General features: G+C 64.7%; 21 protein-coding genes. 12 read left to right on the top strand and 9 right to left on the bottom strand.

The features are described 5' to 3' along the window. Nucleotides 1-5: 5 nt before the first annotated feature. Nucleotides 6-4,211: a DNA-directed RNA polymerase subunit beta gene (gene rpoB / locus GRI55_RS04915; RefSeq protein WP_050601755.1), complete on the bottom strand. Its 4,206-nt coding sequence runs from the start codon at nt 4,209-4,211 to the stop codon at nt 6-8. A 316-nt stretch (nt 4,212-4,527) separates the two neighbouring features. Further along, nucleotides 4,528-5,040 (bottom strand): YybH family protein, encoded by a 513-nt coding sequence (locus GRI55_RS04910; RefSeq protein ID WP_160766357.1) that lies wholly within the window; start codon nt 5,038-5,040, stop codon nt 4,528-4,530. Between the two features lie 186 nt (nt 5,041-5,226). Between GRI55_RS04910 and GRI55_RS15220 the strand changes: the two genes are divergently transcribed. From GRI55_RS15220 to rplL, 6 genes are all read left to right on the top strand, one after another. Beyond that, nucleotides 5,227-5,736, top strand: coding sequence for a DUF2975 domain-containing protein (locus GRI55_RS15220; protein ID WP_160766356.1), 510 nt, complete (start codon nt 5,227-5,229; stop codon nt 5,734-5,736). Then, nucleotides 5,736-5,972 (top strand): helix-turn-helix domain-containing protein, encoded by a 237-nt coding sequence (locus GRI55_RS04900; RefSeq protein ID WP_063505725.1) that lies wholly within the window; start codon nt 5,736-5,738, stop codon nt 5,970-5,972. Before GRI55_RS15220 ends, GRI55_RS04900 begins: the two co-directional genes overlap by 1 nt. Beyond that, the gene (locus tag GRI55_RS04895; protein WP_160766355.1) at nt 5,969-6,718 is read left to right on the top strand and encodes a hypothetical protein; all 750 of its coding nucleotides are present in this window, start codon (nt 5,969-5,971) and stop codon (nt 6,716-6,718) included. Before GRI55_RS04900 ends, GRI55_RS04895 begins: the two co-directional genes overlap by 4 nt. 33 nt (nt 6,719-6,751) lie before the next feature. Next, the gene (locus GRI55_RS04890) at nt 6,752-7,003 is read left to right on the top strand and encodes a hypothetical protein (protein WP_050601750.1); all 252 of its coding nucleotides are present in this window, start codon (nt 6,752-6,754) and stop codon (nt 7,001-7,003) included. Between the two features lie 306 nt (nt 7,004-7,309). Continuing rightward, a complete protein-coding gene (rplJ, locus tag GRI55_RS04885; protein ID WP_050601749.1) occupies nt 7,310-7,825 on the top strand; it encodes a 50S ribosomal protein L10 in 516 nt (171 codons plus the stop codon). Nucleotides 7,826-7,905: 80 nt separating this feature from the next. Then, on the top strand, nt 7,906-8,280 hold the full coding sequence (gene rplL / locus GRI55_RS04880) for a 50S ribosomal protein L7/L12 (protein ID WP_050601748.1): 375 nt from the start codon (nt 7,906-7,908) through the stop codon (nt 8,278-8,280). 115 nt (nt 8,281-8,395) lie between these two features. Here rplL and GRI55_RS04875 read toward each other — a convergent pair whose 3' ends face one another. Next, a complete protein-coding gene (locus GRI55_RS04875) occupies nt 8,396-9,061 on the bottom strand; it encodes a hypothetical protein (RefSeq protein ID WP_160766354.1) in 666 nt (221 codons plus the stop codon). A 258-nt stretch (nt 9,062-9,319) separates the two neighbouring features. Here GRI55_RS04875 and GRI55_RS04870 point away from each other — a divergent pair, with 258 nt between their 5' ends. Next, entirely contained in the window at nt 9,320-10,714 is a 1,395-nt protein-coding gene (locus GRI55_RS04870) for an MATE family efflux transporter (protein WP_160766353.1), read from the top strand. Between the two features lies 1 nt (nt 10,715). Here GRI55_RS04870 and GRI55_RS04865 read toward each other — a convergent pair whose 3' ends face one another. Next, complete coding sequence (locus GRI55_RS04865) at nt 10,716-11,549, bottom strand: mechanosensitive ion channel family protein (protein WP_050601745.1); 834 nt, start codon at nt 11,547-11,549, stop codon at nt 10,716-10,718. A gap of 222 nt (nt 11,550-11,771) precedes the next feature. On the opposite strand from GRI55_RS04865, the gene groES reads away from it, so the two are divergent. Both groES and groL read left to right on the top strand, forming a co-directional pair. Beyond that, nucleotides 11,772-12,059 carry a co-chaperone GroES gene (gene groES / locus GRI55_RS04860; protein ID WP_050601743.1) on the top strand — a complete coding sequence of 96 codons (288 nt, stop codon included), beginning with the start codon at nt 11,772-11,774 and terminating at the stop codon, nt 12,057-12,059. A gap of 53 nt (nt 12,060-12,112) precedes the next feature. Continuing rightward, on the top strand, nt 12,113-13,762 hold the full coding sequence (gene groL, locus GRI55_RS04855; RefSeq protein WP_050601742.1) for a chaperonin GroEL: 1,650 nt from the start codon (nt 12,113-12,115) through the stop codon (nt 13,760-13,762). Nucleotides 13,763-13,860: 98 nt separating this feature from the next. On the opposite strand, the gene GRI55_RS04850 is transcribed toward groL, so the two are convergent. The 4 genes from GRI55_RS04850 to GRI55_RS04835 form a co-directional block, all read right to left on the bottom strand. After that, nucleotides 13,861-14,919 (bottom strand): endonuclease/exonuclease/phosphatase family protein, encoded by a 1,059-nt coding sequence (locus tag GRI55_RS04850; RefSeq protein ID WP_160766352.1) that lies wholly within the window; start codon nt 14,917-14,919, stop codon nt 13,861-13,863. A gap of 1 nt (nt 14,920) precedes the next feature. Beyond that, nucleotides 14,921-17,143, bottom strand: a complete 2,223-nt coding sequence (locus GRI55_RS04845; RefSeq protein ID WP_160766351.1) for a DUF305 domain-containing protein — start codon at nt 17,141-17,143, stop codon at nt 14,921-14,923. 105 nt (nt 17,144-17,248) lie between these two features. Continuing rightward, nucleotides 17,249-18,541 carry an acyl-CoA dehydrogenase family protein gene (locus GRI55_RS04840; protein ID WP_160766350.1) on the bottom strand — a complete coding sequence of 431 codons (1,293 nt, stop codon included), beginning with the start codon at nt 18,539-18,541 and terminating at the stop codon, nt 17,249-17,251. Beyond that, on the bottom strand, nt 18,541-19,890 hold the full coding sequence (locus GRI55_RS04835) for a phosphotransferase (protein ID WP_160766349.1): 1,350 nt from the start codon (nt 19,888-19,890) through the stop codon (nt 18,541-18,543). Before GRI55_RS04835 ends, GRI55_RS04840 begins: the two co-directional genes overlap by 1 nt. A 102-nt stretch (nt 19,891-19,992) precedes the next feature. Here GRI55_RS04835 and GRI55_RS04830 point away from each other — a divergent pair, with 102 nt between their 5' ends. Both GRI55_RS04830 and GRI55_RS04825 read left to right on the top strand, forming a co-directional pair. Further along, nucleotides 19,993-20,400 (top strand): baeRF12 domain-containing protein, encoded by a 408-nt coding sequence (locus GRI55_RS04830; protein ID WP_050601737.1) that lies wholly within the window; start codon nt 19,993-19,995, stop codon nt 20,398-20,400. A 182-nt stretch (nt 20,401-20,582) separates the two neighbouring features. Then, the gene (locus GRI55_RS04825) at nt 20,583-21,557 is read left to right on the top strand and encodes a serine hydrolase (protein WP_307020024.1); all 975 of its coding nucleotides are present in this window, start codon (nt 20,583-20,585) and stop codon (nt 21,555-21,557) included. Nucleotides 21,558-21,649: 92 nt separating this feature from the next. Here GRI55_RS04825 and GRI55_RS04820 read toward each other — a convergent pair whose 3' ends face one another. Next, nucleotides 21,650-21,901: a hypothetical protein gene (locus GRI55_RS04820; RefSeq protein WP_050601735.1), complete on the bottom strand. Its 252-nt coding sequence runs from the start codon at nt 21,899-21,901 to the stop codon at nt 21,650-21,652. Between the two features lie 245 nt (nt 21,902-22,146). On the opposite strand from GRI55_RS04820, the gene polA reads away from it, so the two are divergent. Further along, nucleotides 22,147-24,981 (top strand): DNA polymerase I, encoded by a 2,835-nt coding sequence (gene polA / locus GRI55_RS04815; RefSeq protein ID WP_160766348.1) that lies wholly within the window; start codon nt 22,147-22,149, stop codon nt 24,979-24,981. Nucleotides 24,982-24,997 lie beyond the last annotated feature (16 nt).

Below are 24,997 nucleotides of genomic sequence, written 5' to 3'. Positions count from 1 at the left end.
TCCCCCTATTCCGCCGCGATCGCGAGACCGTCGTCGTCCTCGTCGTCGGCCAGCGACTTGAGTTCGACGTTGAGGCCCAGGCTGCGCATTTCCTTGACGAGCACGTTGAAGCTCTCGGGAATGCCGGCCTCGAAAGTATCGTCGCCCTTGACGATCGCTTCGTAGACCTTGGTCCGTCCGATCACGTCGTCCGACTTCACGGTGAGGATTTCCTGCAGCGTGTAGGCAGCCCCGTAGGCCTGCAGCGCCCAGACTTCCATTTCCCCGAAGCGCTGGCCGCCGAACTGCGCCTTACCGCCCAGCGGCTGTTGAGTGACGAGGCTGTAGGGACCGATCGAACGGGCGTGGATCTTGTCGTCGACCAGGTGGTGCAGCTTGAGCATGTAGATGATGCCCACGGTAACCTTGCGGTCGAATGCCTCGCCCGTACGGCCGTCGAACAGGACCGACTGGCCCGACGAATGCAGACCGGCCTTCTCGAGTTCGATGGTGACATCGCCTTCGCGCGCCCCGTCGAACACCGGCGTACCCATCGGGACGCCGGCGGTCAGGTTGCCCGCCAGTTCGACGATCTCGGCGGTCGAACGTTCGTCGATCGCATCGTGATACTCTTCGCCGTAAACCTCCTTGAGGCGATCGACGACCGCTTCGGGCGGCTTGGCCTTGGCATAGTCCTTCGCCGCATCGGGGTTGGCGCGCTTCCACTCGTCGAGCTGCTCGCCGATCTGGTGGCCCAGGTTGCGGGCCGCCATGCCGAGATGCGTTTCGAAGATCTGCCCGACGTTCATGCGCGAGGGCACGCCCAGCGGGTTGAGCACGATATCGACCGGCGTACCGTCTTCGAGGAACGGCATGTCCTCGACCGGCAGGATGCGCGAAATCACACCCTTGTTGCCGTGACGGCCGGCCATCTTGTCGCCCGGCTGCAGCTTGCGCTTCACCGCGACGAACACCTTGACCATCTTGAGCACGCCCGGAGCGAGTTCGTCGCCGCGTTCGAGCTTTTCCTTACGGTCTTCGAACTTCTCTTCGATGAACTTGACCGCTTCGTCATACTGCGACTTGACCGCTTCGAGCTGCGCCTGGCGGCCGTCGTCGGCCACGGCGAACTTGAACCAGTCGTGGCGATCGATGTCCTCGAGCAGCTCTTCGCTGATCTCGGTGCCCTTCTTGACGCCCTTGGGCGCCGCCGATGCGGTCTGGCCGATCAGCATGTCGCGCAGGCGGTTGTAGGTCGCCCGGTTGAGAATGGCGCGTTCGTCGTTCGAATCCTTGCGGAGCCGTTCGATCTCCTCGTTCTGGATCGCACGGGTACGGTCGTCGATCTCGATACCGTGGCGGTTGAACACGCGCACTTCTACGACCGTGCCGGCCACACCCGGCGGCAAGCGAAGCGAGGTGTCGCGCACGTCGCTGGCCTTTTCGCCGAAGATCGCGCGCAGCAGCTTTTCTTCCGGCGTCATCGGGCTTTCGCCCTTGGGCGTGATCTTGCCCGCCAGGATGTCGCCCGGATGCACTTCGGCGCCGATGTAGACGATGCCCGCTTCGTCGAGGTTGCGCAGCGCTTCCTCGCCGACATTGGGAATGTCGCGGGTGATGTCTTCGGGCCCGAGCTTGGTGTCGCGCGCCATGACTTCGAATTCCTCGATATGGATCGAGGTGAAGACGTCGTCCTTCACGATGCGCTCGGAGATGAGGATACTATCCTCGTAGTTGTAGCCGTTCCAGGGCATGAAGGCGACGAGGCTGTTGCGGCCCAGCGCCAGCTCGCCGAGATCGGTCGAGGGACCGTCAGCGATGATGTCGCCCGGCGAAACCGTTTCGCCCACCTTCACCAGCGGGCGCTGGTTGATGCAGGTATCCTGGTTCGAACGCTGGAACTTCTGCAGCGTGTAGATGTCGACGCCCGACTGGCCGGGTTCGACATCGCCGATCGCACGAATGACGATACGCGTCGCGTCGACCTGGTCGACGATACCGCCGCGGGTCGCCGCAATGGCCGCGCCGCTGTCGCGGGCGACGGTTTCTTCCATGCCGGTACCGACCCAGGGCGCTTCCGCCTTGACCAGCGGCACGGCCTGGCGCTGCATGTTCGATCCCATCAGCGCGCGGTTGGCGTCATCGTTTTCCAGGAACGGAATGAGCGATGCGGCAACCGAGACGAGCTGCTTGGGGCTGACGTCCATCAGCGTGATCGATTCGCGCGGCGCCATGAGGTTGTCGCCGTCGTGGCGGGCCGACACGAGGTCTTCGAAGAACGAACCGTCCTCGGTCAGCTCGGCCGATGCCTGCGCCACCGTGTGCTTCTGCTCTTCCATGGCGGAGAGATAGACCACTTCGTCGGTGACCTTGCCGTCGACGACCTTGCGGTACGGGGTTTCGATGAAGCCGTACTTGTTGACACGGGCGAAGGTCGACAGCGAGTTGATCAGGCCGATGTTCGGGCCTTCGGGCGTTTCAATCGGGCAGATACGGCCGTAGTGCGTCGGGTGGACGTCGCGCACTTCGAAGCCGGCCCGCTCACGCGTCAGGCCGCCCGGGCCAAGCGCCGAGACGCGGCGCTTGTGGGTGACTTCCGACAGCGGGTTGGTCTGGTCCATGAACTGCGACAGCTGCGAGGAGCCGAAGAATTCGCGCACCGCGGCGACCGCGGGCTTCGCGTTGATCAGGTCGTTGGGCATGACGGTCGAGACATCGACCGAGCTCATGCGCTCCTTGACTGCACGCTCCATGCGCAGCAGGCCAACGCGGTACTGGTTTTCGAGCAGTTCGCCGACCGAACGCACGCGGCGGTTGCCGAGGTTGTCGATGTCGTCGACGTCGCCCTTGCCGTCCTTGAGGTCGACCAGTTCCTTGACCACGGCGAGAATGTCTTCCTTGCGCAGCGTGGTGACGGTGTCTTCGGCATCGAGCTCGAGACGCATGTTGAGCTTGACGCGGCCGACTGCCGAAAGGTCGTAGCGTTCGCTGTCGAAGAACAGGCCTTCGAACAGCGCTTCGGCGGTTTCCTTGGTCGGCGGTTCGCCCGGGCGCATGACCTTGTAGATCGCCTCGAGACCCTCGTCGCGGTTCTCGGCCTTGTCGACCTTGAGCGTGTTGCGGATCCACGGACCGGTGGTCACGTGATCGATGTCGAGCAGTTCCATCACGTCGACGCCGGCAGCGTCGAGGACTTCGAGATTCTCGGCCGAGACCTCGTCACCCGCTTCGATGTAGATGCGGCCCGTCTTCTCGTCGATCAGGTCGCGGCTGGCGTAGCGGCCGAAGATTTCCTCGGTCGGCAGCAGCAGCGTTTCGAGCCCGTCCTTGGCCGCCTTGTTGGCCGCGCGCGGGCTGATCTTCTGGCCGGCGGCGAAGACTTCTTCACCCGTCTTGGCATCGATCAGCGGGAAGGCAGGCTTCTGGCCGCGCCAGTTTTCGGCGACGAAGGGAATGTTCCAGCCTTCGCCCTTCTTGCCGGTCGCCCGCTTCCAGGTGACGGTGTCGTAGAAGTGCGAGAGGATGTCTTCGCTGTCGAGGCCGAGCGCATAGAGCAGCGCGGTGACCGGCAGCTTGCGCTTGCGGTCGATCCGCACGTTGACGACGTCCTTGGCGTCGAATTCGAAATCGAGCCAGCTGCCGCGATAAGGAATGATTCGCGCCGCGAAGAGGAGCTTGCCCGAGGAATGCGTCTTGCCGCGGTCATGGTCGAACAGGACGCCCGGCGAACGGTGCATCTGCGACACGATCACACGCTCGGTGCCATTGATCACGAAGGTGCCGTTGCCCGTCATCAGGGGCATGTCGCCCATGTAGACGTCCTGCTCCTTGATATCGAGCACCGAACGGGTTTCGGTTTCCTGGTCCACCTCGAACACGATCAGCCGCAGCGTCACCTTCATCGGCGCGGCATAGGTGATCCCGCGCTGGCGGCATTCGACGATGTCGTACTTGGGTGCTTCGAGTTCGTAATGGACGAAATCGAGTTCGGCAGTGCCGGCGAAGTCGCGAATCGGGAAAACCGAACGCAGCGTCTTTTCGAGGCCGGAGACGTAGTCGATCTCCTTGTTCGAACGCAGGAAGTGCTCGTAGCTCTCGCGCTGCACCTCGATCAGGTTCGGCATGTCCACGACTTCGTGAATGTCGCCGAAGATCTTGCGGATGCGCCGCTTCGCCGTACCCTGCGCATTTGCGCCGCGGGTCTTCTTGGGAGCCTTCGCCTTGGTAGCCATAAGGGGTAGATACCTCTTCTCGTGTGCATCGGCCGCTGCGCGGACAGAGCCGGAATTTCGTGTCTCATGCGCGTGAGATCCATCGCCGGGACGCGAAAAGGCCGCAGCGTGAGCACACCCGTCCGGCGGCCTGCTGCAGCTTCTCTAGCGTCGCGATTATGGAAACGCCGCTTCCATCCTGTACCCGATTCCCGCGCATGAATCGGATTCGCTCGAAGCGTGCGGTTGCCGCATCATGTAGGATTTGCGCCGCGCCGTGTCAAACCGGCAGATCGGCATCCGCATAGCGATACCGCTGCGGCGCGGGATCGGCCACTTATTCGGGCGCGCGGGCGTTCCACATCATCCGTTCGATTTTCCAGTAACCCTGGTCGTCGGGGCGCGCATGGATGATGTAATGCCCCTCCTGCGCAACCCGCGTCCCGCGCGAAAAGAAGGCGATCCGGCTGTGGCCGGTAATCGCCGCGAGCGCGATCGACCCTTCGATGGCGAGAGTGTCGTGCTCGATGAACTCGACCGCGGCCGGCTGGCCCTCTTCGGCGAACCAGAATGCACGCAGGCGCTGCTTGCCGTCGATGGGCGAAGTGCCATGGCCCGGATAGACGACCGCATCTTCGGCAAACAGCGCCATGAGCGCCTGCTCGCGCGCCGCCGCGTCGGGAACCAGCCACGCTTTCGCATAGGCCTTGTCGAGCGCGCGGAGCGCCGCACGGTCGCCCGAGGTCAGGCTCCCGGCCGGGCGCGGTTCGATGCTCTCCGGCTGCGCGCAATCCCCCGGCGAACAAGCGCCGAGCATCATGGCCATCAGCAATAACGCGAAGCGCGGCATCCCATACCTCCAGCGAGCCGGAAGTCCGGATGGCCGATCCGCCCGGCAGCCGCGACCGCTGTTCCACCAATGGCATGCGGCAAGCGGCGAACGGCTTGCAAGCGAGAATTTATCGATTCCCGATATTATCGATTGACGATAAGGAAACGGCGATTCATATCGTTTTTCGATATTGGAGATCGCACCGTGTACGTTTTCATCCTCGCCGGGCTCAGGTTTTTCCGCTGGGTCAACTGGATCGTCGCCGCATTGCTGACGCTGTTTTTCGTGGTACTGCTGACCGATGCCGGGGGCCTCGGGACCTCGGTGCTGGCCGGTGTCGAAGGCGATCTCGCGGTGAGAGCGCAGGTGCGCGGCTACCTGCTCGGTGTTACCGGACTGGTTCTGCCGATGGCGCTCGCGATAGATCGCATACTGACCCGCCTGGCCGGGCTGGTGCACGACGCGCGTACAGGCACGGCGCTGAGCGAAGCCAACGCGGACCGGTTGCGGACCATCGGCTGGTGCCTGCTGGCAATCAATCTCGCCGATCTCGTCTATGGCTGGCTGTCGGTGCGGGCCAGCGCGGCCACCGGCGAATACTTCGGCTGGTCGCTCTCGCTGACCGGCTGGGTCGCGGTGCCGCTGCTGTTCGTACTGGCGCATGTCTTCCGCGAAGGGGCGGCGATGCGCGACGATCTCGAAGGCACGGTCTGATGACGGACCAGACCTCCTTCATCGCCGTCCGCCTCGACGAACTGCTGCGCGAGCGCGGCATGACATTGACCGAACTGTCCGACCGCATCGGACTCACTCTGGCCAATCTCTCGATCCTCAAGACCGGGAAGGCCAAGGCGATCCGCTTTTCCACGCTGGAGGCAATCTGCCGCGAGCTACGCTGCCAGCCGGGTGACCTTCTGATCTATTCCGAAACCGGGGGAATCGACCAATGACCACTTTCCTGCCTGCTTTCCGCGCCGTTCATACCCGCAGCCTCGCCTTCGCTGCCGCGCTGCCGTTCGCCGCGGCCATTCCTCTGGTGGCCGAGTTCGTCCAGCACGTGGTGGAGATGCGTGTCGGCATGTATGCCGGCGTCGAAGCCGCGCAACTGGCAGAGAACGACCCGGACCGGATCCTGGCCGGCTTCTTCAAGACGATCGCGCTGGGCCTGCCCGCCTATTTCCTCATCCGCTGGCTGCACAGCAAGGGCGATCGCGGTTTTGCCGTCCGGTTGGAAAAACCCGCCACCGCGCTGTTCGGCCTCGTCATCGGCTTGCAAGCATTGTTCGCGTGGCTCGGCCTCTATGTCTGGACCGGCGGACCGATCGCCATCGGCTTCTTCGTCTTCGGCCTGATCTTCATGCCGCTGATCGTGCGCTTCGTCGTCGCCGCACCGCTGGGCACGCTGATCAGCCCGCTGCAGTCGATCCGGGTAATGGCGCGCGATGCGGTCTTCGCGATCCTCTTCCCGCTGGCCGCGATGCTCCCGCTGATGGCAGTGCATTACGCGCTCGGGATCGGGGCCATCTTCGTCGCGGGGGATGCGACCAAATGGGTGATGCTGGGGCTCGACAGCGTGGTGACCGCATGGCTCGCCCTGGTCATGATTTGCGCCCAATACGTGATCGCCACCCGCCCCGCGCCGCTGCCCGGCGCCCCGCAGCGGCAGCGGGCCGCAGCGGGAACAATCGCCGAATAGGTCCATTTTCGTCGCACACGCAGGAGAATAGACATGAACAAGACCGCACTTCTTGCCGCCCTTCCCCTGGCGCTGACGCTTGGCGCCTGCGGCGAGCCGATCGACGGCAGCGACACGGCCGATCTCGGCAACGACACCACCACCGCGCCCGCTGCCGATGCACCCGATGACGGCCCGCTGGATTACGAGCCCGGCGAAGACGGCCTGCTGCAATCGGACATGGAGCCGATGGGCGACGACGACGCGGCCGACGAGACCGCGATGGACGACGACGCCGCAATGTGATGCCCGCGCGGAAGCGCCGGACAGGCTTGACCGCAGCAACCAAACCGCTAAAGGCCCGCCACGCAACGGCGGGTCTTTTCGATTCCGCCCTGCATCCGTCCGAGACAGTTGGTGAAGGCGAATTGGCGCTTTCTTAATCTCCAACCTAGGCGGGGAACAGAGATTTCCGGTGCTTCGGCGCCGTTTCGCGCCAACTGGCGCACTCCTTCCCCATCAACGGACTCGCCCGTCCCGGTTCGCCGGAACGGACAAACGTAGCCGGTCGCGGCGGGTTCTCCCGGCGCGGCCATAGTGAAGGAGTATGGCATGGATCGTTCGCAGAAAGCCGACGCGGTCGCCCAGCTCAGCGAAGTCTTCGCCCAGTCCGGCGTGGTGGTTGTCACCCGCAATCTGGGGCTGACGGTGGATCAGTCCACCGAACTGCGTACGAAGATGCGTGAAGCCGGTGCGACCTACAAGGTTGCCAAGAACCGTCTCGCCAAGCTCGCCCTGAAGGACACCGACTACACGGGACTCGACGAGTTCCTGACCGGTCCGACCGCTCTCGGTTATTCCGAAGATCCGGTCGCCGCGGCCAAGGCCGTGGTGGAGTTCGCCAAGACCACCGACAAGATCGAAATTCTCGGTGGTTCGATGGGCGCGCAGAAGCTCGACGAAGCAGGGGTACGGGCACTCGCCTCGCTGCCCAGCCTCGACGAACTTCGTGGCACGATTGTGGGTCTCGTCAACGCACCGGCAACCAAGGTTGCCCAGGTCGTCAACGCCCCCGCAGCCAAGCTCGCTCGTGTCTTCGGTGCCTATGGCGCCAAGGAAGCCGCGTAAGAGCTGGTTCGACGCACGAACATATATTCATCGGGGCAATACCTTCGGGAACCCCGGCCCTAATTTTGGAGTGAAACATCATGGCCGATATCGCCAAGCTTGTTGAAGAACTGTCGAAGCTGACCGTCCTGGAAGCCGCTGAGCTTGCCAAGGCACTTGAAGAAGAGTGGGGCGTAAGCGCCGCCGCTGCCGTTGCTGTTGCTGGCCCCGCCGGCGGTGGTGACGCCCCCGCAGCCGAAGAAAAGGACGAATTCGACGTCGTCCTGACCGGCGACGGTGGCAAGAAGATCCAGGTCATCAAGGAAGTCCGCGCCATCACCGGCCTGGGCCTCTCGGAAGCCAAGGCTCTCGTCGAAGGCGCACCCAAGCCGCTCAAGGAAGGCGTCAACAAGGCAGAAGCCGAAGAAATCAAGGGCAAGATCGAAGCAGCCGGCGGTACCGTCGAGCTCAAGTAAGCGACTGCCCGTTTGGGCGCTTACGCTTCGATCTCGTTTCGCGAGATCACGGAAGGGCGGTGCCGCAAGGCGCCGCCCTTTTGCGTTGTTGGCCGGTGCCCGCAAGCGGCTCGGATCAGTCTAGCTGCGCGTGCTCCACGGTGTAATAGACCGAGTCCCCGTCGCGGCGGCGGTGCAGCACGATATGCCGCGGCGGCGCATTCGTCCCCAGCGCTTCGGTGATCGTGCTTTCCTTGGCCCGGACGAAATCCTCGGCGGACAGCGTCTGGAAACCGACCCCCTCCTCGTCCGCGAAAACGAGCGCCGCGGGCGCTTCGCCCCCCATTCGCGCGAGGAAGGTGGCGGCCGGTTCGCCGGTCATATAGCCGCTGAGTTCGAGGATCTGCGTCAGCGAATGCGACATCGCTACGTGGTTGTAGCCCTTCCCGTTGTGCAGCTTGCACAGCGGCATGAGATAGCAGGTCTGGGTCGCGGGGACGCTTCCGTCCTGGTTCGGGGTCATGTGTCCGCCGACCTGGAAGCCGGGATGCGACCGGTCGGGAACCTGCGGATCGACATAGCAGTGATTATCGCTGCCGACGCCGATCCCCTTGCCCTGGAGCAGGCTGGTCCAGCTGGAGTAGCCGGGCACCTTGGGATCGTCCGTGCTGCCGATCACGTTGTAGAGCGGCGCTGGGTAGGTGACCACCGCGGCGCTGGTCGAAAACAGGCGAATTTCGCCGAACCGGGTGACGAATTGCTGCAGGATGCCGACATGGTCGGCAAGGGCGGAAACTCCCATATGCGCGCTCCCCACTTGTGCGAGATGGCCTTCATATGAGCCTGCCATACACCCGCTGGCCAATCCTGTTGCATCCGGATCCGATCCGATAGCGTAGCGCCATCCACCCGGCACGCCGCGCGATCCCCTTGGGCGATGCCGCTGAGTGTGGCCGGGCGGGCGCACCCGGGCTGCGTTCTGTGCAGCGCCGGGACTTAGTGTTTGAGCACCCGCAGCCCTGCCCCTATCCGGTCCGGCTGCATGACGAACGCATACGCCATGGAGCCCCCGCCCCGTGGCGGCGATGGCTGGCGCGCCGAACTGCGTGCCACGTTGCGGCTGAGCTGGCCGCTGGCGGCAGCGAACCTGTTGCAGATGCTGACCTATGCGATCGATGTGATCTTCATTGCGCGGCTGGGCGACGACCAGCTCGCCGCGTCGGCGCTGGCGGTCGCGTTGTTCGGGCTGGTGCTGTGGGCGCTGTCGGGCCTGACCGGAGCGGTCGCACCGGTAGTTGCCGCCGAACTGGGCGAACGGGCCCCGGCCCTGCGAGCGGTCCGCCGATCGGTGCGCATGGCCCTGTGGCTGGCACTGTTTTCCGGCACTGCCGGGATCGGCGTGTGCCTGCTGCTCGGCCCGCTGATGCGCGTGACGGGCCAGCAGCCGCACATCATCGCCATGGCGATAGAATACAACACGCTGCTGGTGGTCAGCCTGGTCCCGATGCTGTTCTGCAATGTGCTGCGCAGTTTCGTCTCCACGCTCGACCGGCCGATCTTCGCCACCGCGATCACCGCGGGCGGCATCTTCGTCAATGCGCTGGCCAATTACGCCTTCATCTTCGGCAATCTGGGCGCGCCCGAACTGGGGCTGAAGGGCGCTGCGGTGGCGACGATCTTCACCACGCTGACCACGCTGGCCGCCTATGTGGTCGCGATCCGGCTGGACAAGAAACTGCACCGCTACCACGTCTTCGGTCGCTGGTGGTCGCCCGACTGGGCGCGGCTCATGCATATCGTCCGTGTCGGCACGCCGATCGCGCTGACGATCACTGCCGAGGCCGGTATCTTCGGGGCGGCGGCCTTCCTGATGGGCAATATCGGCGCCAGCCAGCTGGCTGCGCACACCGTGGCGTTGCAGATCGCCGCGCTCGCCTTCCAAGTGCCCTTCGGGGTCGGTCAGGCGGCGACCATAAGGGTCGGCTATTTCTACGGCGCGCGCGACCCCGAGGGGGTCAAGCGCGCGGGCTGGACCGCGATCGTCGTCGGCACCGGCTTCATGGCGCTCACCGCGCTGGCGATGGTGATCATCCCCAAGCCACTGATCGCGATCTATGTCGATCCATGGGACCCCAAGAACGCGGTGCTGGTCGGCTTCGCGCTGCAGTACATCGTCATCGCAGCGGCGTTCCAGCTGGTCGACGGGATGCAGGCGGTGGCTGCGGGCGCCCTGCGCGGGCTGCAGGATACGCGCATTCCGATGTGGATCGCGGCCTTCGCGTATTGGGTCCCCGGAATCGGGACCTCGCTGGTGCTGGGCTTCATGACCCCGCTCGAGGGAGTTGGCGTGTGGATCGGCCTTGCCACCGGCCTCACCGTTGCAGCGGTGCTGCTGGGCTGGCGCTGGCACCGGCGCGAGCGGCTGGGCCTGACCCGGCGCCCGCTCCCGGGCTGAATTACGCGCTGCGCTGGACGATCTCGCGCTGCGGGAAGGGGATCGAGATGCCCGTTTCGTCGAACCGCGCCTTGGCCGCTTCGGTGAGGTCCCACGACAGCCCGAGATAGTCGGGCGTCTTGCACCAGACACGCATGCCGATGCCGACCGAACTGTCGTCGAGCGAATTGACGAAGGTCACCGGGGCGGGATCGTCGAGCACGCGGTCGTCGGCTTCGGCGAGCGCCAGCAGTTCGCGCCGCGCCTGATCCATGCTGTCGCCATAGCCGATGCCCACCACGAGTTCGAGCCGGCGGGTCGCATGCCGCGTGAAGTTGACGATTGCCTGGTTCCACAGCTCCGAATTGGGCACCATCACGAACAGGCCGTCGAATTGCTTGAGCTCGGTGGTAAAGAGGCCGATCTGCTGGACGGTTCCCGTCACTGCACCGGCCGAGATCGCCTCGCCCACCTTGAACGGCTTCTGGACGAGGATCATCACCCCGGAAGCGACGTTGCTGAGCGTGCCCTGCAGCGCGAGACCCACCGCCAGCGCCATCCCGCCGAGCGCGGCGAGGATGCTGGTGGTCTCCACTCCGAACTGCGCGAGCACGGTCACCAGCACCAGCGCCCACAGCGCATATTTCACCACGCTGGACAGGAAATTGGCGACGGTCGGTTCGAACCGCGACGAGCGGGTCATGGCGCGTTCGACCCAGCGCGATATGATCCCGGCCAGCAACAGCCCGATGATGAGCACGGCGAAAGCCCCGGCGATGTCCATCATGTGCAGCCGCAACCACAGCCAGATCTGTTCCGGAATCGTCAATGCGGCTATCGTCTGGTCGGTCGTCATTCGGTTGCGGCCCTTTCGCGGCGTTCTGGCAGTTCGCGGCGCGGCCCGGTGCAACGGGCGCGCGCTTCTTGCCACCCCCAACGCGGCACCTGCCGATGAGTTCAATTTTTGTCCGGCGACCCGTTGACTCGGCTTCGGCGCATCCCCAAATGCGCCTCGCTGGCACTCTCCGCATGGGAGTGCCAAAGCATGTTTCAACTCTTACAGAGAGAGGTCATCATCATGGCATTTCGTCCGCTGCACGACCGCGTACTGGTCCGTCGCATCGAAGCCGAAGAAAAGACCGCCGGCGGGATCATCATTCCCGACAGCGCCAAGGAAAAGCCGAGCGAAGGCGAAATCGTCGCCGTCGGTTCGGGCGCCAAGGCGGAAGACGGCACGGTTACCCCGCTCGACGTGAAGGCAGGCGACCGCGTGCTGTTCGGCAAGTGGTCCGGCACCGAGGTCAAGCTCGATGGCGAAGACCTGCTGATCATGAAGGAAAGCGACATCATGGGGATCATCGGCTGATCGCCGGATCCTGACGCTTTCCCCCAGACACACGAATTCCAGGAGAAACACCAATGGCAGCCAAGGACGTAAAGTTCGGCCGCGACGCGCGCGAAGGCATCCTGCGCGGCGTCGACACCCTCGCCAATGCCGTCAAGGTCACGCTGGGCCCCAAGGGCCGCAACGTCGTGATCGACAAGAGCTTCGGCGCCCCGCGCATCACCAAGGACGGCGTCACCGTCGCCAAGGAAATCGAACTGACCGACAAGTTCGAGAACATGGGCGCGCAGATGATCAAGGAAGTCGCATCGAAGGCGAACGACGCCGCCGGTGACGGCACCACCACGGCAACCGTTCTTGCCCAGTCGATCGTGACCGAAGGCATGAAGTCGGTTGCTGCAGGCATGAACCCGATGGACCTCAAGCGCGGTATCGATCTCGCCGTGACCAAGGTCGTCGAAGACCTCAAGGGCCGTTCGAAGGACGTTTCGGGCAGCGAAGAAATCGCCCAGGTCGGCGTGATCTCGGCCAATGGCGACCGTGAAGTCGGCGAAAAGATCGCCGAAGCCATGGAAAAGGTCGGCAAGGAAGGCGTGATCACCGTCGACGAGTCGAAGGGTCTCGAATTCGAGCTCGAAACCGTCGAAGGCATGCAGTTCGACCGCGGCTACCTGTCGCCCTACTTCATCACCAATCCGGACAAGATGACGGTCGAACTCGAAAACCCGTACATCCTGATCCACGAAAAGAAGCTGTCGAACCTGCAGGCAATGCTGCCGGTGCTCGAAGCGGCTGTTCAGAGCGGTCGCCCGCTGCTGATCATCGCCGAAGACATCGAAGGCGAAGCGCTGGCCACCCTCGTGGTCAACAAGCTGCGCGGCGGCCTCAAGGTTGCAGCGGTGAAGGCTCCGGGCTTCGGCGATCGCCGCAAGGCCATGCTGCAGGACATCGCGATCCTGACGCAGGGCGAAATGATCAGCGAAGATCTCGGCATCAAGCTCGAGAACGTCACGCTGGGCATGCTCGGCGAAGCCAAGCGCGTCACCATCGACAAGGACAACACGACCATCGTCGACGGTGCCGGTTCGGAAGGCGACATCAAGGCTCGCGTCGGTGAAATCCGCGCGCAGATCGACAACACGTCGAGCGACTACGACCGTGAAAAGCTGCAGGAACGTCTGGCGAAGCTCGCCGGCGGTGTTGCCGTGATCAAGGTCGGCGGTGCGACCGAAGTCGAGGTGAAGGAACGCAAGGACCGCGTCGACGACGCGCTGCACGCAACCCGCGCAGCCGTCGAAGAAGGCATCGTCCCGGGCGGCGGTACCGCGCTGCTCTACGCCACCAAGGCGCTGGACGGCCTCGAAGGCGTCAATGACGACCAGACCCGCGGCATCGACATCATCCGTCGTGCGCTGCAGGCTCCGGTCCGCCAGATTGCCTCGAACGCTGGCCATGACGGCGCTGTGGTTGCCGGCAAGCTGACTGACGCCAACGATACCTCGCTGGGCTTCAACGCCGCGACCGACACCTATGAAGACCTGGTCAAGGCCGGCGTCATCGACCCGACCAAGGTCGTGCGCACCGCGCTGCAGGATGCCGCTTCGGTGGCGGGCCTGCTGATCACGACCGAGGCTGCGATCGCCGAGAAGCCCGACGACAAGTCGGGCGCCCCGGCAATGCCCGACATGGGCGGCATGGGCGGTATGGGCGGAATGGGCTTCTAAGCCCCGCCCCCGACCGACAGGTCACATGAAGAGGCCCGGCAGGAGCGATCCTGCCGGGCCTTTTTGATTGGGGCTCCAAGCGCTGTCGGACGCTGCCGCTAGAGCTCGCCCGCTGGCGCGGTGTCCGGCGCGAACAATCCCTCGATATCCGCATCGGCCGACATCGGATCCACGCACACCTTGGCAATCAGCGGCAGGTGATCGGACCCGACATCATCGCCGATCTCGAGCTCTTCCACCTTCACCCCGTCCTTCACGAAGATCTGGTCGAGCGGCCAGCCGATCCAGGCATAGTCCGCCGGAAAGGTCGCGAAACTGCCCCGGCCCGCGCGCGGATCGCGGTAGCCGCCTTCGGCGACGAAACGCGACGTGGTGTTGGACCAGGGCACATCGTTGAAATCGCCGATGGCGAGCACGTTCGAAAGGCCGTCGGGCGTGCGCGCACCCGCGTGCGCGATATTGGCGTCGCGGCTTTCGGTCGACTGGCCGGGCAGCGGCGGCCGCGGGTGAAGGCCGATCATTTCGAACCGCGCCCCGTCGCCCATCCGCAGCGTGGCATAGAGCGTCGGCGTGTTCGAACTGGTGTTGGCCACCATTTCGGCGCGATCCACCGTCAGCCGGGTGGCGAAGGCCATGCCGTATTTGTTGTCGAGCGGGCGGTCGAGCCGGTAGCCATAGCGCGACAGCTCCGGTTCGAGCGCATCGAGCCACGACTGGTCGGTTTCCATCAGCAGCAGGATGTCGGGATCGACCCGCTCGATCAGCCGGGCGGTATCGCGGTGCCGGTCGTTGCCCTGCAGGACATTGAACGACAGCAGCCGGGCACAGCTCATCCCGTCGACTTCGTCGGGTAGCGGAACCTGCGTCGCGGCAAGCGCCGTATAGGGCCACAACCGCCACATGTTGATGCCGATGGCGATTGCGGCAAGGCCCACCACCACGACGGCGCGGCTGCGCGCCAGGATCACGCCGAGCACCGCCAGCGCCGCCGCCAGATAAACCGAGGGTTCGCGGACCATGTCGAGCATGCGGACCGAACCGCGATTGGTGTCGAGCAAGGATATCAGCGCAGTGCCAACCAGCAGCACGAGAAGGCCGATCACGATTTTCGCGGCGCGTGTCCGGCCGCTGCCCCGGGTCCGTTCGCGGGCAGCCATCCTATCCGCCCTTCCGGCTGGCGGCCGCTGCGGCGATCGCCGCCTCGGGCCAGCTGACCTGCGTCTGCGTCTGCGGATTGAACACGCCGCCATCGTATTGAGCCGCTTCCGCCGCGGCGATTTCCTCCGCCGTCAGGAATTCGCTCGGCGATAGCGCGAAGACGTCGAGCCCGCGGCTGATCTCGGTGGCGTAGATGCGGCCGTTGTACCAATAGGCCGACCAGTATCCGCCCGTGATGAGCTGGTCCGCATCGACCGGGCCGCGGTCGAAATAGGCGATTTCGAAGGGGTTTTCCGCATCGGTGAAATCGATCACCGAAATGCCGCCCTGATACCATGCCTGGACGAAGATATCGCGGCCCGGCACGGGGATGATCGAACCGTTGTGCGCGACGCAGTTCTCCACGTCGCTCTGCGGGGCCGGCAGCTTGTAGAGGCTGCGGAAGGCGAGCTTGCCATCCTCGATCGCATAGATCGCATTGGCGCCCCAGGTCATCGGGTCGCCCGCCTGGCAGCGCGGCCGCCCGCCGCCGCCCCATTCGTCGGTGAACAGCACCTTGGTGCCATCGTTGTTGAAGGTGGCCGAATGCCAGTAGGCAAAGCCCGTGTCGGTAACGTCGTCGAGCCGTTTCGGCGCCAGCGGATCGGCGATGTCGAGAATGATGCCATTGCCCGAACACGCGCCCGCGGCGAGATTGAGCGAGGGGAAGACGGTGATGTCGTGGCACTGGTCGGTCACGCGTGTTTCCTGCGTGCCTTCGCCATGGTCGCCGCCGCGCCACAGGCCGGCGATCCGCCCGTCCTGCGCGAAGATGCGCGGGCTGTCGACGATCCGCGCGGCGGCCGGATCGGCCAGCGGGATCTCGATCACATCGATGCTGAACAGCGCGGTGGTGTCGCCGCCGCGTTCGAAACAGCCGGGCAGTTCGCGATCGTCGCGCACGTAGCTGGTGCCCGAATTGTAGACCACCAGCCGCTGGTCGTCGGCGCTGACGATCGAATGGGTGTGACTGCCCCGGCAGGTCTGCACCTGGCCCACCTGCCGCGGGCGGGTGACGTCGGAAATGTCGAAGATGCGCAGGCCGCGGAACCGCTCGTCGCTGATATTGCTTTCGATCCCCTGCAGGCCGCAATCCTTGCGCGCACGGCTGTCCTGCACGCTCATCAGCAGCAGATCACCCGCGATCGAGACATCGCCCTGCCCGCCGGGGCAGACGATCGAGCTGGCCAGCTGCGGGATCCCGTCATCGCCCAACCGGTACACGTTGAAGCCGTGGTAATTGCCCGCGACCAGAAGATCGCCGCTGAACGCCATGTCGGTGTTGGCAAAACTCAGCAGCGAGCCGCGCTCGCCAAAGCGCGGATTGCCGTCCTCGTCCTCTTCCTCGCGGATATCGGGGCGCGCGGTATCGACCAGATCACCCGCCTCGTCGGCTTCGGCGTCTTCCGCGATACGCGGCGCAAGCTGCGCGGGGTTCTCGGGATCGTAGAAGCCGGTCGGCTTGGGCAGCGCGGCGACCAGCCGCAGATTGCTGATCGCCTCCTCGGCATCGCGAAAGCCTGCCGCGAGATTGGCCCGCGGGTCGTCCGACAATTCGGCGAGGATCGCGTTCATCCGGTCGATCTCGGCTTGCTGTTCCTTGACCAGGTCATTGGTGAATTCGAACATCACCGGATCGTAGGCAGTACCGGGCTGGTCGTGCAGCGTTTCGACCATGTCGATCGCGCCGCCGTGATGGCGCACCATCAGCTGCAGGAACAGGCGGTCGAATGCAGTGCTTTCCAGCGTGCCGAGTTCGGCCACCTTCGCGGGCGTGGCCATGCCCATCATCAGGTGGTGCGCTGCATGATCCATTCCCGCGTGATGCTGCATCGCCGCGGGTTGCCCGCGTTCGGCCAGCCATTCGCGCATGAAGGCGATTTCATCGGCCTGGCTGGCATCGATGCGCCCCGCGATCGCCACGATATCGGAATTGTTGCTGCGGCCCTCGACCAGCGCGGCAAGATCGACCGCCTGCTGGTGGTGGACGATCATGTCCTGCATGAATTTGACATCGGCGGGTGAAAAACGCGTGTCGGACAGACGCGTGGCTTCGTCTTCGTCGATCACCCGCGGCGCGGCGCCGGGCGCACCGGGCAGAACAATCGGAGCCTGCTGCGCGAGCGCAGTGGTGGCGGTGGAAAGCAACAGGCCGGCAGCCAGTGTCCGAAGTTTCGGTGTCATCGTATGGGTCCCCTGAATATCTGCCGCTTACAAGGCCTTGCCCGCCTGCCCGGGTCAAGCGCCGATTGACCGGGTGGGAGCACGAGCATCGGCGGACCGTACCGATCAGGCTTCGTCGAAGCTGCCCCGCCGCGGCCCAATATAGCCGAACAGATAGGCCGCCACCTTGCGCATCTGGATCTCCTCTGCGCCCTCGGTGATGCGATAGCGGCGGTGGTGGCGATAGATGTGCTCGAACGGCTTGTGCCGCGAATAGCCGATGCCGCCGTGGACCTGCATGGCGCGGTCCGCGGCTTCGCAGACCAGCCGGTTCGCCCAGTAATTGCACATCGACACCTTGTCCGAGATGGTCTTTTCGATGTCCTCGTGCGGCATGTTGTCCATGTCCCACGCGGTCTTGTAGATCAGCAGGCGCAGCATCTCGCACTGGGTCGCGAGCTCGACCAGCGGGAACTGGATCGCCTGGTTCTTGGCCAGCTCCTCGCCGAAGGGTTTGCGGGTCCGGGCATAGCGGACGCTCTGCTCGATACAGTATTGCGCCGCGCCAAGGCTGGAGGCGGCCTGGCGGATGCGGTTCTGGTGGACGAAGCTTTGTGCCAGCGCCAGCCCGCCGCCCTCGCGCCCCAGGATCGCGGAATCGGGCACCCAGACGTCATTCACCGACAGCCGCGGATGGTCGGTCGGCATGTTGAAGGTCCACATCCATTCCTCGATCTCGAGGCCGGGCGTGGGATTGGGGACGAGGAAGCAGGTTATCCCGCTGGGCTTGCCGTTGTGGCCGCTGGTCCGCGCGAACATCGCGCAATGCGTGGCGACATGCATGCCGGTGATCCACATCTTCTCGCCATCGATCCGCCAGCCGTTGACCCCGTCGCGCGTCTCGCGCACCGCCCGCGTTTCCATCCAGGTCGCGTCCGATCCGTGATCGGGTTCGGTCAGTCCGAAGGCGACTCGGCGCGTGCCTTCGAACCCGCCATTGATGAATTCCTGCTTCTGCTCTTCAGTCCCGAAAGTCTCGAACATGGCGACGAAGGGAAAATTGCCGACGATCGAATGTTCGTTCTGCAGATCGTTGTGCAGGCCCAGCCCGCGCTGCGCAAACCGGTCGCGGATCACTGCCATCCACAGGTTCGAACCGTCCTTGCCGCCGTATTTCTTCGGGGCGGAGAAGCGCCAGTGGCCAGCCTCGTCGGCCGCCTTGCGGCATTCGCGCAGCAGCTCTTCCCAGTCATGGCTGGGCAGCCCGCCGCGTTCCCAGTCGGTGCGCGCGTCTTCGCGGCGGTGGTCGAAGAAACGGATGTTGTCATCGCGGGCGACCATCGGGTCGATCGTGTTTTCGATGAAGGCTTCGAGCTCGGCGTAATAGTGCTCGAGCTCCTGCGGTATCGCGAAATCCATCAATCCTCTCCCGTCCATTTTTTCCGTGCCAGCGCCAGCATCGGGTATTTCGGGACATCGGCCCCCAGCTTGTCGAGCGCGGCGCGGCGGAGCATCGCCAGCAGTCCCGGCGTCGCCAGCGAGGCGCGCCCGTCGAGCACATCCTGCGCGAGCATGTCGTCTTCCACCTGCGTAGCCGCCGCATCATTGCGGGCGATCATCCCCAGCGCATTGCGCGCAACGGCGAGCTGGAAGCGGTCATGGCCTTCCATCCGGTCCTTCACGCTGCCGAGCCATTCGGCCACGGCGGTGGCGAGCTCGCCCGCGCTGGCTTCGCCGAGCGGTTCGGGAAGCGCATCGCGCGGCGGCATGGCGCGGGCCTGTTCGGCCTCCGGCGCATCTTCTTCGAGCAGCAGCAGCAGGTCGAGTTCCTGTTCGCTGGTCCGGCGCGAGATGACTACGCGTTCGAGCATGCGGTCATCGCCGCTGCGCCAAAAGCTCGCCATCCGCAGACATCCAAGCGCCCACCACACCGTGCGATAGACCAGCCAGAAGCGGAACCGCCCGGCATCGACCCTGGCCCCGCTCTCCGCCTCATAGGCCGCGACATAGTCCTGCAGCGATCCCAGCCCCAATGCCGGGCGGTCGACCCGGGCAAAGCGCCACACCGCCATGCAGCCGAATGCCAGGTCCTCGTGCCGGTCGCCGAAATGCGCCAGTTCCCAGTCGAGCACGCCGGTCAGCTGCGAATCCTGCGCCAGCAGATTGCCCAGCCGGTAATCGCCATGGTTGAGCACCGGCTCCACCCGGTCGGGCATATTCTCGCGCAGCCAGCGCAGGCCCAGCGCGATGATCGGCCGGTCGCCGCCCGCTTCCTCGAACTGTTCGGCCAGGCCTTCGATACCCTCGGCGTAGTCCAGTTCGGGCACGTCTCCCGGCAGACCGGCGCGCGGAAGCGCGTGGATCCTCGCCAGATCGCGTGCCACGTCGCGCAGCAACTGGCCCGGATCGTCCATCGCGAGGATCGCCCGCGGATCGGGTGTGCCGGGCAGTGCGCGCATCACGAAGCCGCTGCCGATCCCGTCGCCCGGCTGCAGGCCGACCAGCACCTCGGGCGCGGTTACGCCCGCGGCATGCGCCGCACCGATAATCGCCGCTTCGCTGTCATGACCAAAGGGGCGGCCCTCCATGAAAGCGAGGCTCGGCGCGCGGCGGAGGACGAAATCCTCTCCGCCGCTGCTGAACCGCCAGCTTTCCATGGTTGCCCCACCGGTCAGCCGCTGCACCCCTTCGGGCGCCGCCATGCCGGCACGCGCCAGCGCCTTGGCCAATCCCTGCTCGAGCGCCCCCGCGCTTTCGATCTCTCCCATGGACACATCTGTGCAGACAAACGCCGCGTGGCTCAAGCCCGGACCTCCTGCGGCGTTCGAACGTTGTCCGTGCACCAATCACCAATAAGAGGAGACCATTCGATGCGCCTTCCCAGCAATGCCCATGTCGCGATCGTCGACGGCGAGAATTTCACTGTCATGCGCAATACCGGCCAGCCGCTCGAACCCAAGCTCGGCTCGGCCGAGAAACCCGATCTGTCGGCAACCAATTACAGCGCCGGGGTGAAGCATCAGGACAATGCGGGACAGCAGCTGGGACGCACCGACCTGGAAGAGCTCGCGCATGGCGCAGCGGCAACCGAATGGCTCAATGCCAAGGCGATCGCTGGCGATATCAGCGACATCCTGGTCATTGCCGACCCCAAGACGCTGGGCGAGATGCGCCGCCACTATCATGGCGAGCTCAAGAAACGGCTGGTCGGGGAAATCGACAAGACCATGACCGGCGAACCCACCGACCGGATCGAACAGGCGATTGCCAACGCATGACCTTCATCGCCCCGCACGAATATGACACCGTGCGGGGCGAAACTGTCGTGATCGAAACACTTTTCGTCGCGCCGCGCTTGTATCGCTACCGGGGATATCCGTTAAGCTTCGCCTAACCAAGCAGGGTGTAAACGATCAGCATGCGAACAAACCTACTCGGAAGACTTCTGGCGATCGGGGCAATGGCCCTGGCCGCTCCCGCAGCTGCGCAAGGTACCGGGTTCGAAGCCCAGTTCGACACTGTCCTGGGCACCGATGTCCGCACCCCGCAAAGCTACGACGCCGTCTACGCGACTCCGCTCGAACAGCAGATCGCCCAGCTGGCCGATGGATCGGACGGACGCATCGGCGTCTATGCGATCGATCTGTCGACGGGGCGCGAAGTGGGCGTGCTGGCGGACCAGCGCTTCCCGATGGCGAGCACCAGCAAGGTCGCGATCGCCGCGACGTTCCTTGCGGGCGTCGATGCGAATCGGTGGAGCCTGACGAGCGAGTACCGCCTGCCGCGGCCCGGCGGTGCCTATCTGCCGGCCTACCGCCACCTCAGCCTGATGATCAGCAAGAGCTGCAACGACTGCACCGACGCGCTGCTCGCAGCGGTCGGCGGCCCGAGCGCTGTCAACAAGTGGATGAAGGATGCCGGGATCGAAGGCTTCAGCCTGTCGCGCGACATCGCCACGCTGATCCGCGAGGACGGCCGGATCGACCCCGCGTGGAGCGTCGATATCAAGGACAGCGCCACGCCGCGCGCGATGGGGCAGCTGCTTGCCGGGATCTATCAGGGCAAATGGCTGAGCGACTATTCACGCCGGGTCCTGCTCGACGCGATGGAGGAAACCACCACGGGCAAGCGGCGGATGCCCTCGGCCCTCCCGGTGAGCGCCAATCTGGCGCACAAGACCGGAACGCTGGCCCGCACCGCCAGCGATATTGGCATATTCCATACGCCCGATGGCCGCGCGATCGCGGCCGCCATCTACGTTACCGGGCAAAGCCCCTCGATGGCGGTGGAAAACGGCAGCCGTAGCCGCAAGCTCGAGGCACGGGCCAATCGTGATGCGCGGATTTCCAGCATTACGCAGGCGCTCTACACCGGGTTCGGGCAAAGCATGAACGACGGCCGCAACTGGGCCACCGCCGATTACGGCGGCGAATAAGCTTCACGTAACGTCAGGCACGAAAAAGGGCGGCGCCGCGTGGCACCGCCCTTTCTGTTCGTGAACGATAACCGTCCGCGAAGCGTGCGCGATTAGTCGGCAGCAGCTTCGGCAGTGGTTTCGTTTTCAGCAGCAGCTTCGACTTCGGCAGCAGCTTCGTCGGCTTCAGCAGTGACGTCGGCGATGGCTTCGTCGGTTTCTGCTTCGATAGCTTCCATGTTGGTTTCAGCGTCTGCAACTGCTTCGTCTGCGGTTGCTTCAGCCGAATCTTCGGTTGCTTCCGAGCAAGCGGCGAGGGTCAGGGCAGCGGCCGAAGCAGCAGCGAAAAGAGCGATCTTGCGCATAGTTCTAAATCCTTGAACAGCGAATATGAATGCGTTCGGAAGGTTTACCCCCCTCCCGCGCGAACCCCCAATTGGGGCCTCACAGTGTCTAAATAGTGGCGGAAATAGGGCACGGCAAGCGAATAAAGCCGCAGGTGCCATTTTTCGGTCATATTTCCCCCGGTGGCACGCAGCAGTGCATAGCCATGGGCAGGCAGGAAAAAGGCGCTCCCCATTGCGCCGAGCCTTCGCTAAGCCGCCAGACCATGGCTGAAACACCGCATCTCTATCTCGTCGACGGCTCGGCCTATATCTTCCGCGCCTACCATCGCCTCCCGCCGCTGACCGATCCCGAAGGGACGCCTGTCGGCGCGGTCTATGGCTACACCACCATGCTGTGGAAGCTGGCCGACGACCTGCACAAGGCCGACGGCCCGACCCATCTGGCCGTCATCCTCGACAAGTCGAGCCAGAGCTTCCGCAACGAGATCTACGATCAGTACAAGGCCAACCGCCCGCCCCCGCCCGAGGATCTGGTGCCCCAATTCCCGCTGATCCGCGATGCCACCCGCGCTTTCAGCCTGCCCTGCATCGAGGAACCCGATGTCGAGGCGGACGACATCATCGCCTCCTATGCACGCGAAGCCCAGCGCCAGGGGTGGCATGTCACAATCGTGTCTTCGGACAAGGACCTGATGCAGCTGGTCGGCGAACGCGACGGCGCGCGGATCGACATGCTCGACACGATGAAGAATGCCCGGATCTATATCGACGAGGTTGAGGAAAAATTCGGCGTCGGGCCCGACAAGGTCGGCGACGTGCTCGCGCTGATGGGCGATTCGGTCGACAATATTCCCGGCATTTTCGGCGTCGGCCCCAAGACCGCTAGCAAGCTGATTGCCGAACACGGCGGGCTTACCGCTGCGCTCGATGCGGCCGAGGGCATGAAGAAGAGCAAGCTCAAGGAGCGGCTGATCGAACACCGCGCCGATGCCGAACTCAGCCGCGTGCTGGTAACGCTGCGCGAGGATTGCAGCCTGCCCGTCACGCTTGAGGACATGAAGCTTGACGAGGTTCCGCCCGAACCGCTCGCCGCTTTCCTTGGCAAGCATGGCTTCACCAGCCTGCTCAAGCGGCTCGAGGCCGGCAATGGCAGCCCTTCGCGCGCGACCGATCTCAATCCGGCCAAGCCCGAAACCGCCGGCGCGCCGGCCAGCAGTGCGGGTAACCGCCAGCCGCTGCCCGAATTTCCCGCAGTGGATCGCAGCGCCTATGAATGCGTACAGACGCTCGGCCGGCTCGAAGAGTGGATCGCGCGGGCGATGGCGGCGCGGCTGGTCGCGGTCGATACGGAGACCAGTTCGCTCGACTGCATGCTGTGCGATCTTGTCGGGGTGAGCCTGGCGCTCGGGCCCAACGATGCCTGCTATATCCCGCTGGGCCATGGCGGCAGCGACATGTTTGCCGAACGCCCGGCGCAGGTGGACAAGGCCGCTGCGCTCGCCGCGCTCGCGCCGCTGCTCGCCAGCGATGCCGTGGTCAAGGTGTTCCACAATGGCAAATACGATCTCAACGTGCTCGCGCGCAACGGCATTGCCGTCACGCCTGTCGAGGACACGATGATCATGAGCTTCGATCTCGACGCCGGGCGCCAGCTCGACGGGATCGGTGGCGGCCACGGGATGGACGAGCTGGCGAGCCGCCATCTCGGCCACACCTGCCTGACCTTCAAGGAGATCTGCGGCACGGGCAAGAAGGCGATTCCCTTCGGCGAGGTCCCGCTCGACAAGGCCACCGAATATGCCGCGGAAGACGCGGACGTCACCTGGCGGCTGTACAAGACGCTCAAGCCGCGGCTGGCGACCGAGGGCGGTACGCGCATCTACGAACGGGTCGACCGGCCACTGGTCCCGGTGGTGGCGCAGATGGAACGCCACGGCATCAAGGTCGACCGGACCCGGCTGGCCAAACTGTCGGAAGAATTCGCCGGCGAAATCGCCCGGCTGGAGAAGGAAATCCACCGCATCGCGGGCACCGAATTCACCGTCGGCAGCCCCAAGCAGCTGGGCGAAATCCTGTTCGACACGCTCGGCTACAAGGGCGGCAAGAAGGGCAAGAGCGGCCAGTATTCCACCGACCAGAGCGTGCTCGAAAGGCTGTCAGGCGAAGGCGCGGAGATCGCCGGAAAGGTGCTCGAATGGCGCCAGCTCGCCAAGCTCAAGAATACCTATACCGATGCGCTGCAGCAGGCGATCAATCCCGAAACCGGGCGTGTGCACACCAGCTACAGCCTGGTCGGGGCGCAGACCGGGCGGCTATCGTCGACCGAACCGAACCTGCAGAACATTCCCATTCGCACCGAGATCGGCCGCCAGATCCGCGAGGCTTTCGTCGCCGATGAAGGCAATGTGCTGCTGGCCGCCGACTATTCGCAGATCGAACTGCGGCTGGCCGCGCATATGGCCGATGTCCCGACGCTGAAGGAAGCCTTCGCGCAGGGCGAGGACATCCACTCGCGCACGGCGATCGAGATGTTCGGCGAGGTCAATCGCGATACGCGCGGGCGCGCCAAGACGATCAATTTCGCGATCCTCTACGGTATTTCGCGCTGGGGGCTGGCGGGCCGGCTCGGCGTCGAGGCGGACGAGGCGCAGGCGATGATCGACACCTATTTCCAGCGCTTCCCCGGGATCCAGAAATACATCGTGCGTACGCTGGAGCAGGTGCGCGAGCGCGGCTATTCGGAAACGCTCTTCGCGCGCAAGACATGGTTCCCGCGGATCGCGTCGAAGAATCAGGCGGAGCGCCAGGGGAGCGAGCGGGCGGCAATCAACGCGCCCATCCAGGGCACCAGCGCGGATATCATCAAGCGCGCCATGGTCCGCATGATGCCCGCGCTCGAGGCTGCCGGGCTGGGGCATGTCCGCATGCTGCTGCAGGTGCACGACGAACTGGTCTTCGAACTGCCCGAGGGCGATGTCGATGCCGCGTCGGCGGTGATCGAACGGGTCATGGCGGGCGCCGCCGAACCCGCGGTGAAACTGGACATTCCTCTGGGGGTCGATATCGGCACCGGGACCAGCTGGGGAGCAGCACACTGACCGAGATCGAGGAATT

Source organism: Qipengyuania citrea (genome assembly GCF_009828015.1).
In the GTDB taxonomy this organism is placed as follows: domain Bacteria; phylum Pseudomonadota; class Alphaproteobacteria; order Sphingomonadales; family Sphingomonadaceae; genus Qipengyuania; species Qipengyuania citrea.
This window is presented reverse-complemented; position numbering and strand designations above follow the sequence as displayed.

Coding starts and splice junctions, on each gene's coding strand:
- rpoB (WP_050601755.1), bottom strand. CDS start 4,211: ATGGCTACCAAGGCGAAGGCTCCCAAGAAGACCCGCGGCGCAAATGCG.
- GRI55_RS04910 (WP_160766357.1), bottom strand. CDS start 5,040: ATGCCGCGCTTCGCGTTATTGCTGATGGCCATGATGCTCGGCGCTTGT.
- GRI55_RS04900 (WP_063505725.1), top strand. CDS start 5,736: ATGACGGACCAGACCTCCTTCATCGCCGTCCGCCTCGACGAACTGCTG.
- GRI55_RS04895 (WP_160766355.1), top strand. CDS start 5,969: ATGACCACTTTCCTGCCTGCTTTCCGCGCCGTTCATACCCGCAGCCTC.
- GRI55_RS04890 (WP_050601750.1), top strand. CDS start 6,752: ATGAACAAGACCGCACTTCTTGCCGCCCTTCCCCTGGCGCTGACGCTT.
- rplJ (WP_050601749.1), top strand. CDS start 7,310: ATGGATCGTTCGCAGAAAGCCGACGCGGTCGCCCAGCTCAGCGAAGTC.
- rplL (WP_050601748.1), top strand. CDS start 7,906: ATGGCCGATATCGCCAAGCTTGTTGAAGAACTGTCGAAGCTGACCGTC.
- GRI55_RS04875 (WP_160766354.1), bottom strand. CDS start 9,061: ATGGGAGTTTCCGCCCTTGCCGACCATGTCGGCATCCTGCAGCAATTC.
- GRI55_RS04870 (WP_160766353.1), top strand. CDS start 9,320: ATGGAGCCCCCGCCCCGTGGCGGCGATGGCTGGCGCGCCGAACTGCGT.
- GRI55_RS04865 (WP_050601745.1), bottom strand. CDS start 11,549: ATGACGACCGACCAGACGATAGCCGCATTGACGATTCCGGAACAGATC.
- groES (WP_050601743.1), top strand. CDS start 11,772: ATGGCATTTCGTCCGCTGCACGACCGCGTACTGGTCCGTCGCATCGAA.
- groL (WP_050601742.1), top strand. CDS start 12,113: ATGGCAGCCAAGGACGTAAAGTTCGGCCGCGACGCGCGCGAAGGCATC.
- GRI55_RS04850 (WP_160766352.1), bottom strand. CDS start 14,919: ATGGCTGCCCGCGAACGGACCCGGGGCAGCGGCCGGACACGCGCCGCG.
- GRI55_RS04845 (WP_160766351.1), bottom strand. CDS start 17,143: ATGACACCGAAACTTCGGACACTGGCTGCCGGCCTGTTGCTTTCCACC.
- GRI55_RS04840 (WP_160766350.1), bottom strand. CDS start 18,541: ATGGATTTCGCGATACCGCAGGAGCTCGAGCACTATTACGCCGAGCTC.
- GRI55_RS04835 (WP_160766349.1), bottom strand. CDS start 19,890: ATGGGAGAGATCGAAAGCGCGGGGGCGCTCGAGCAGGGATTGGCCAAG.
- GRI55_RS04830 (WP_050601737.1), top strand. CDS start 19,993: ATGCGCCTTCCCAGCAATGCCCATGTCGCGATCGTCGACGGCGAGAAT.
- GRI55_RS04825 (WP_307020024.1), top strand. CDS start 20,583: ATGGCCCTGGCCGCTCCCGCAGCTGCGCAAGGTACCGGGTTCGAAGCC.
- GRI55_RS04820 (WP_050601735.1), bottom strand. CDS start 21,901: ATGCGCAAGATCGCTCTTTTCGCTGCTGCTTCGGCCGCTGCCCTGACC.
- polA (WP_160766348.1), top strand. CDS start 22,147: ATGGCTGAAACACCGCATCTCTATCTCGTCGACGGCTCGGCCTATATC.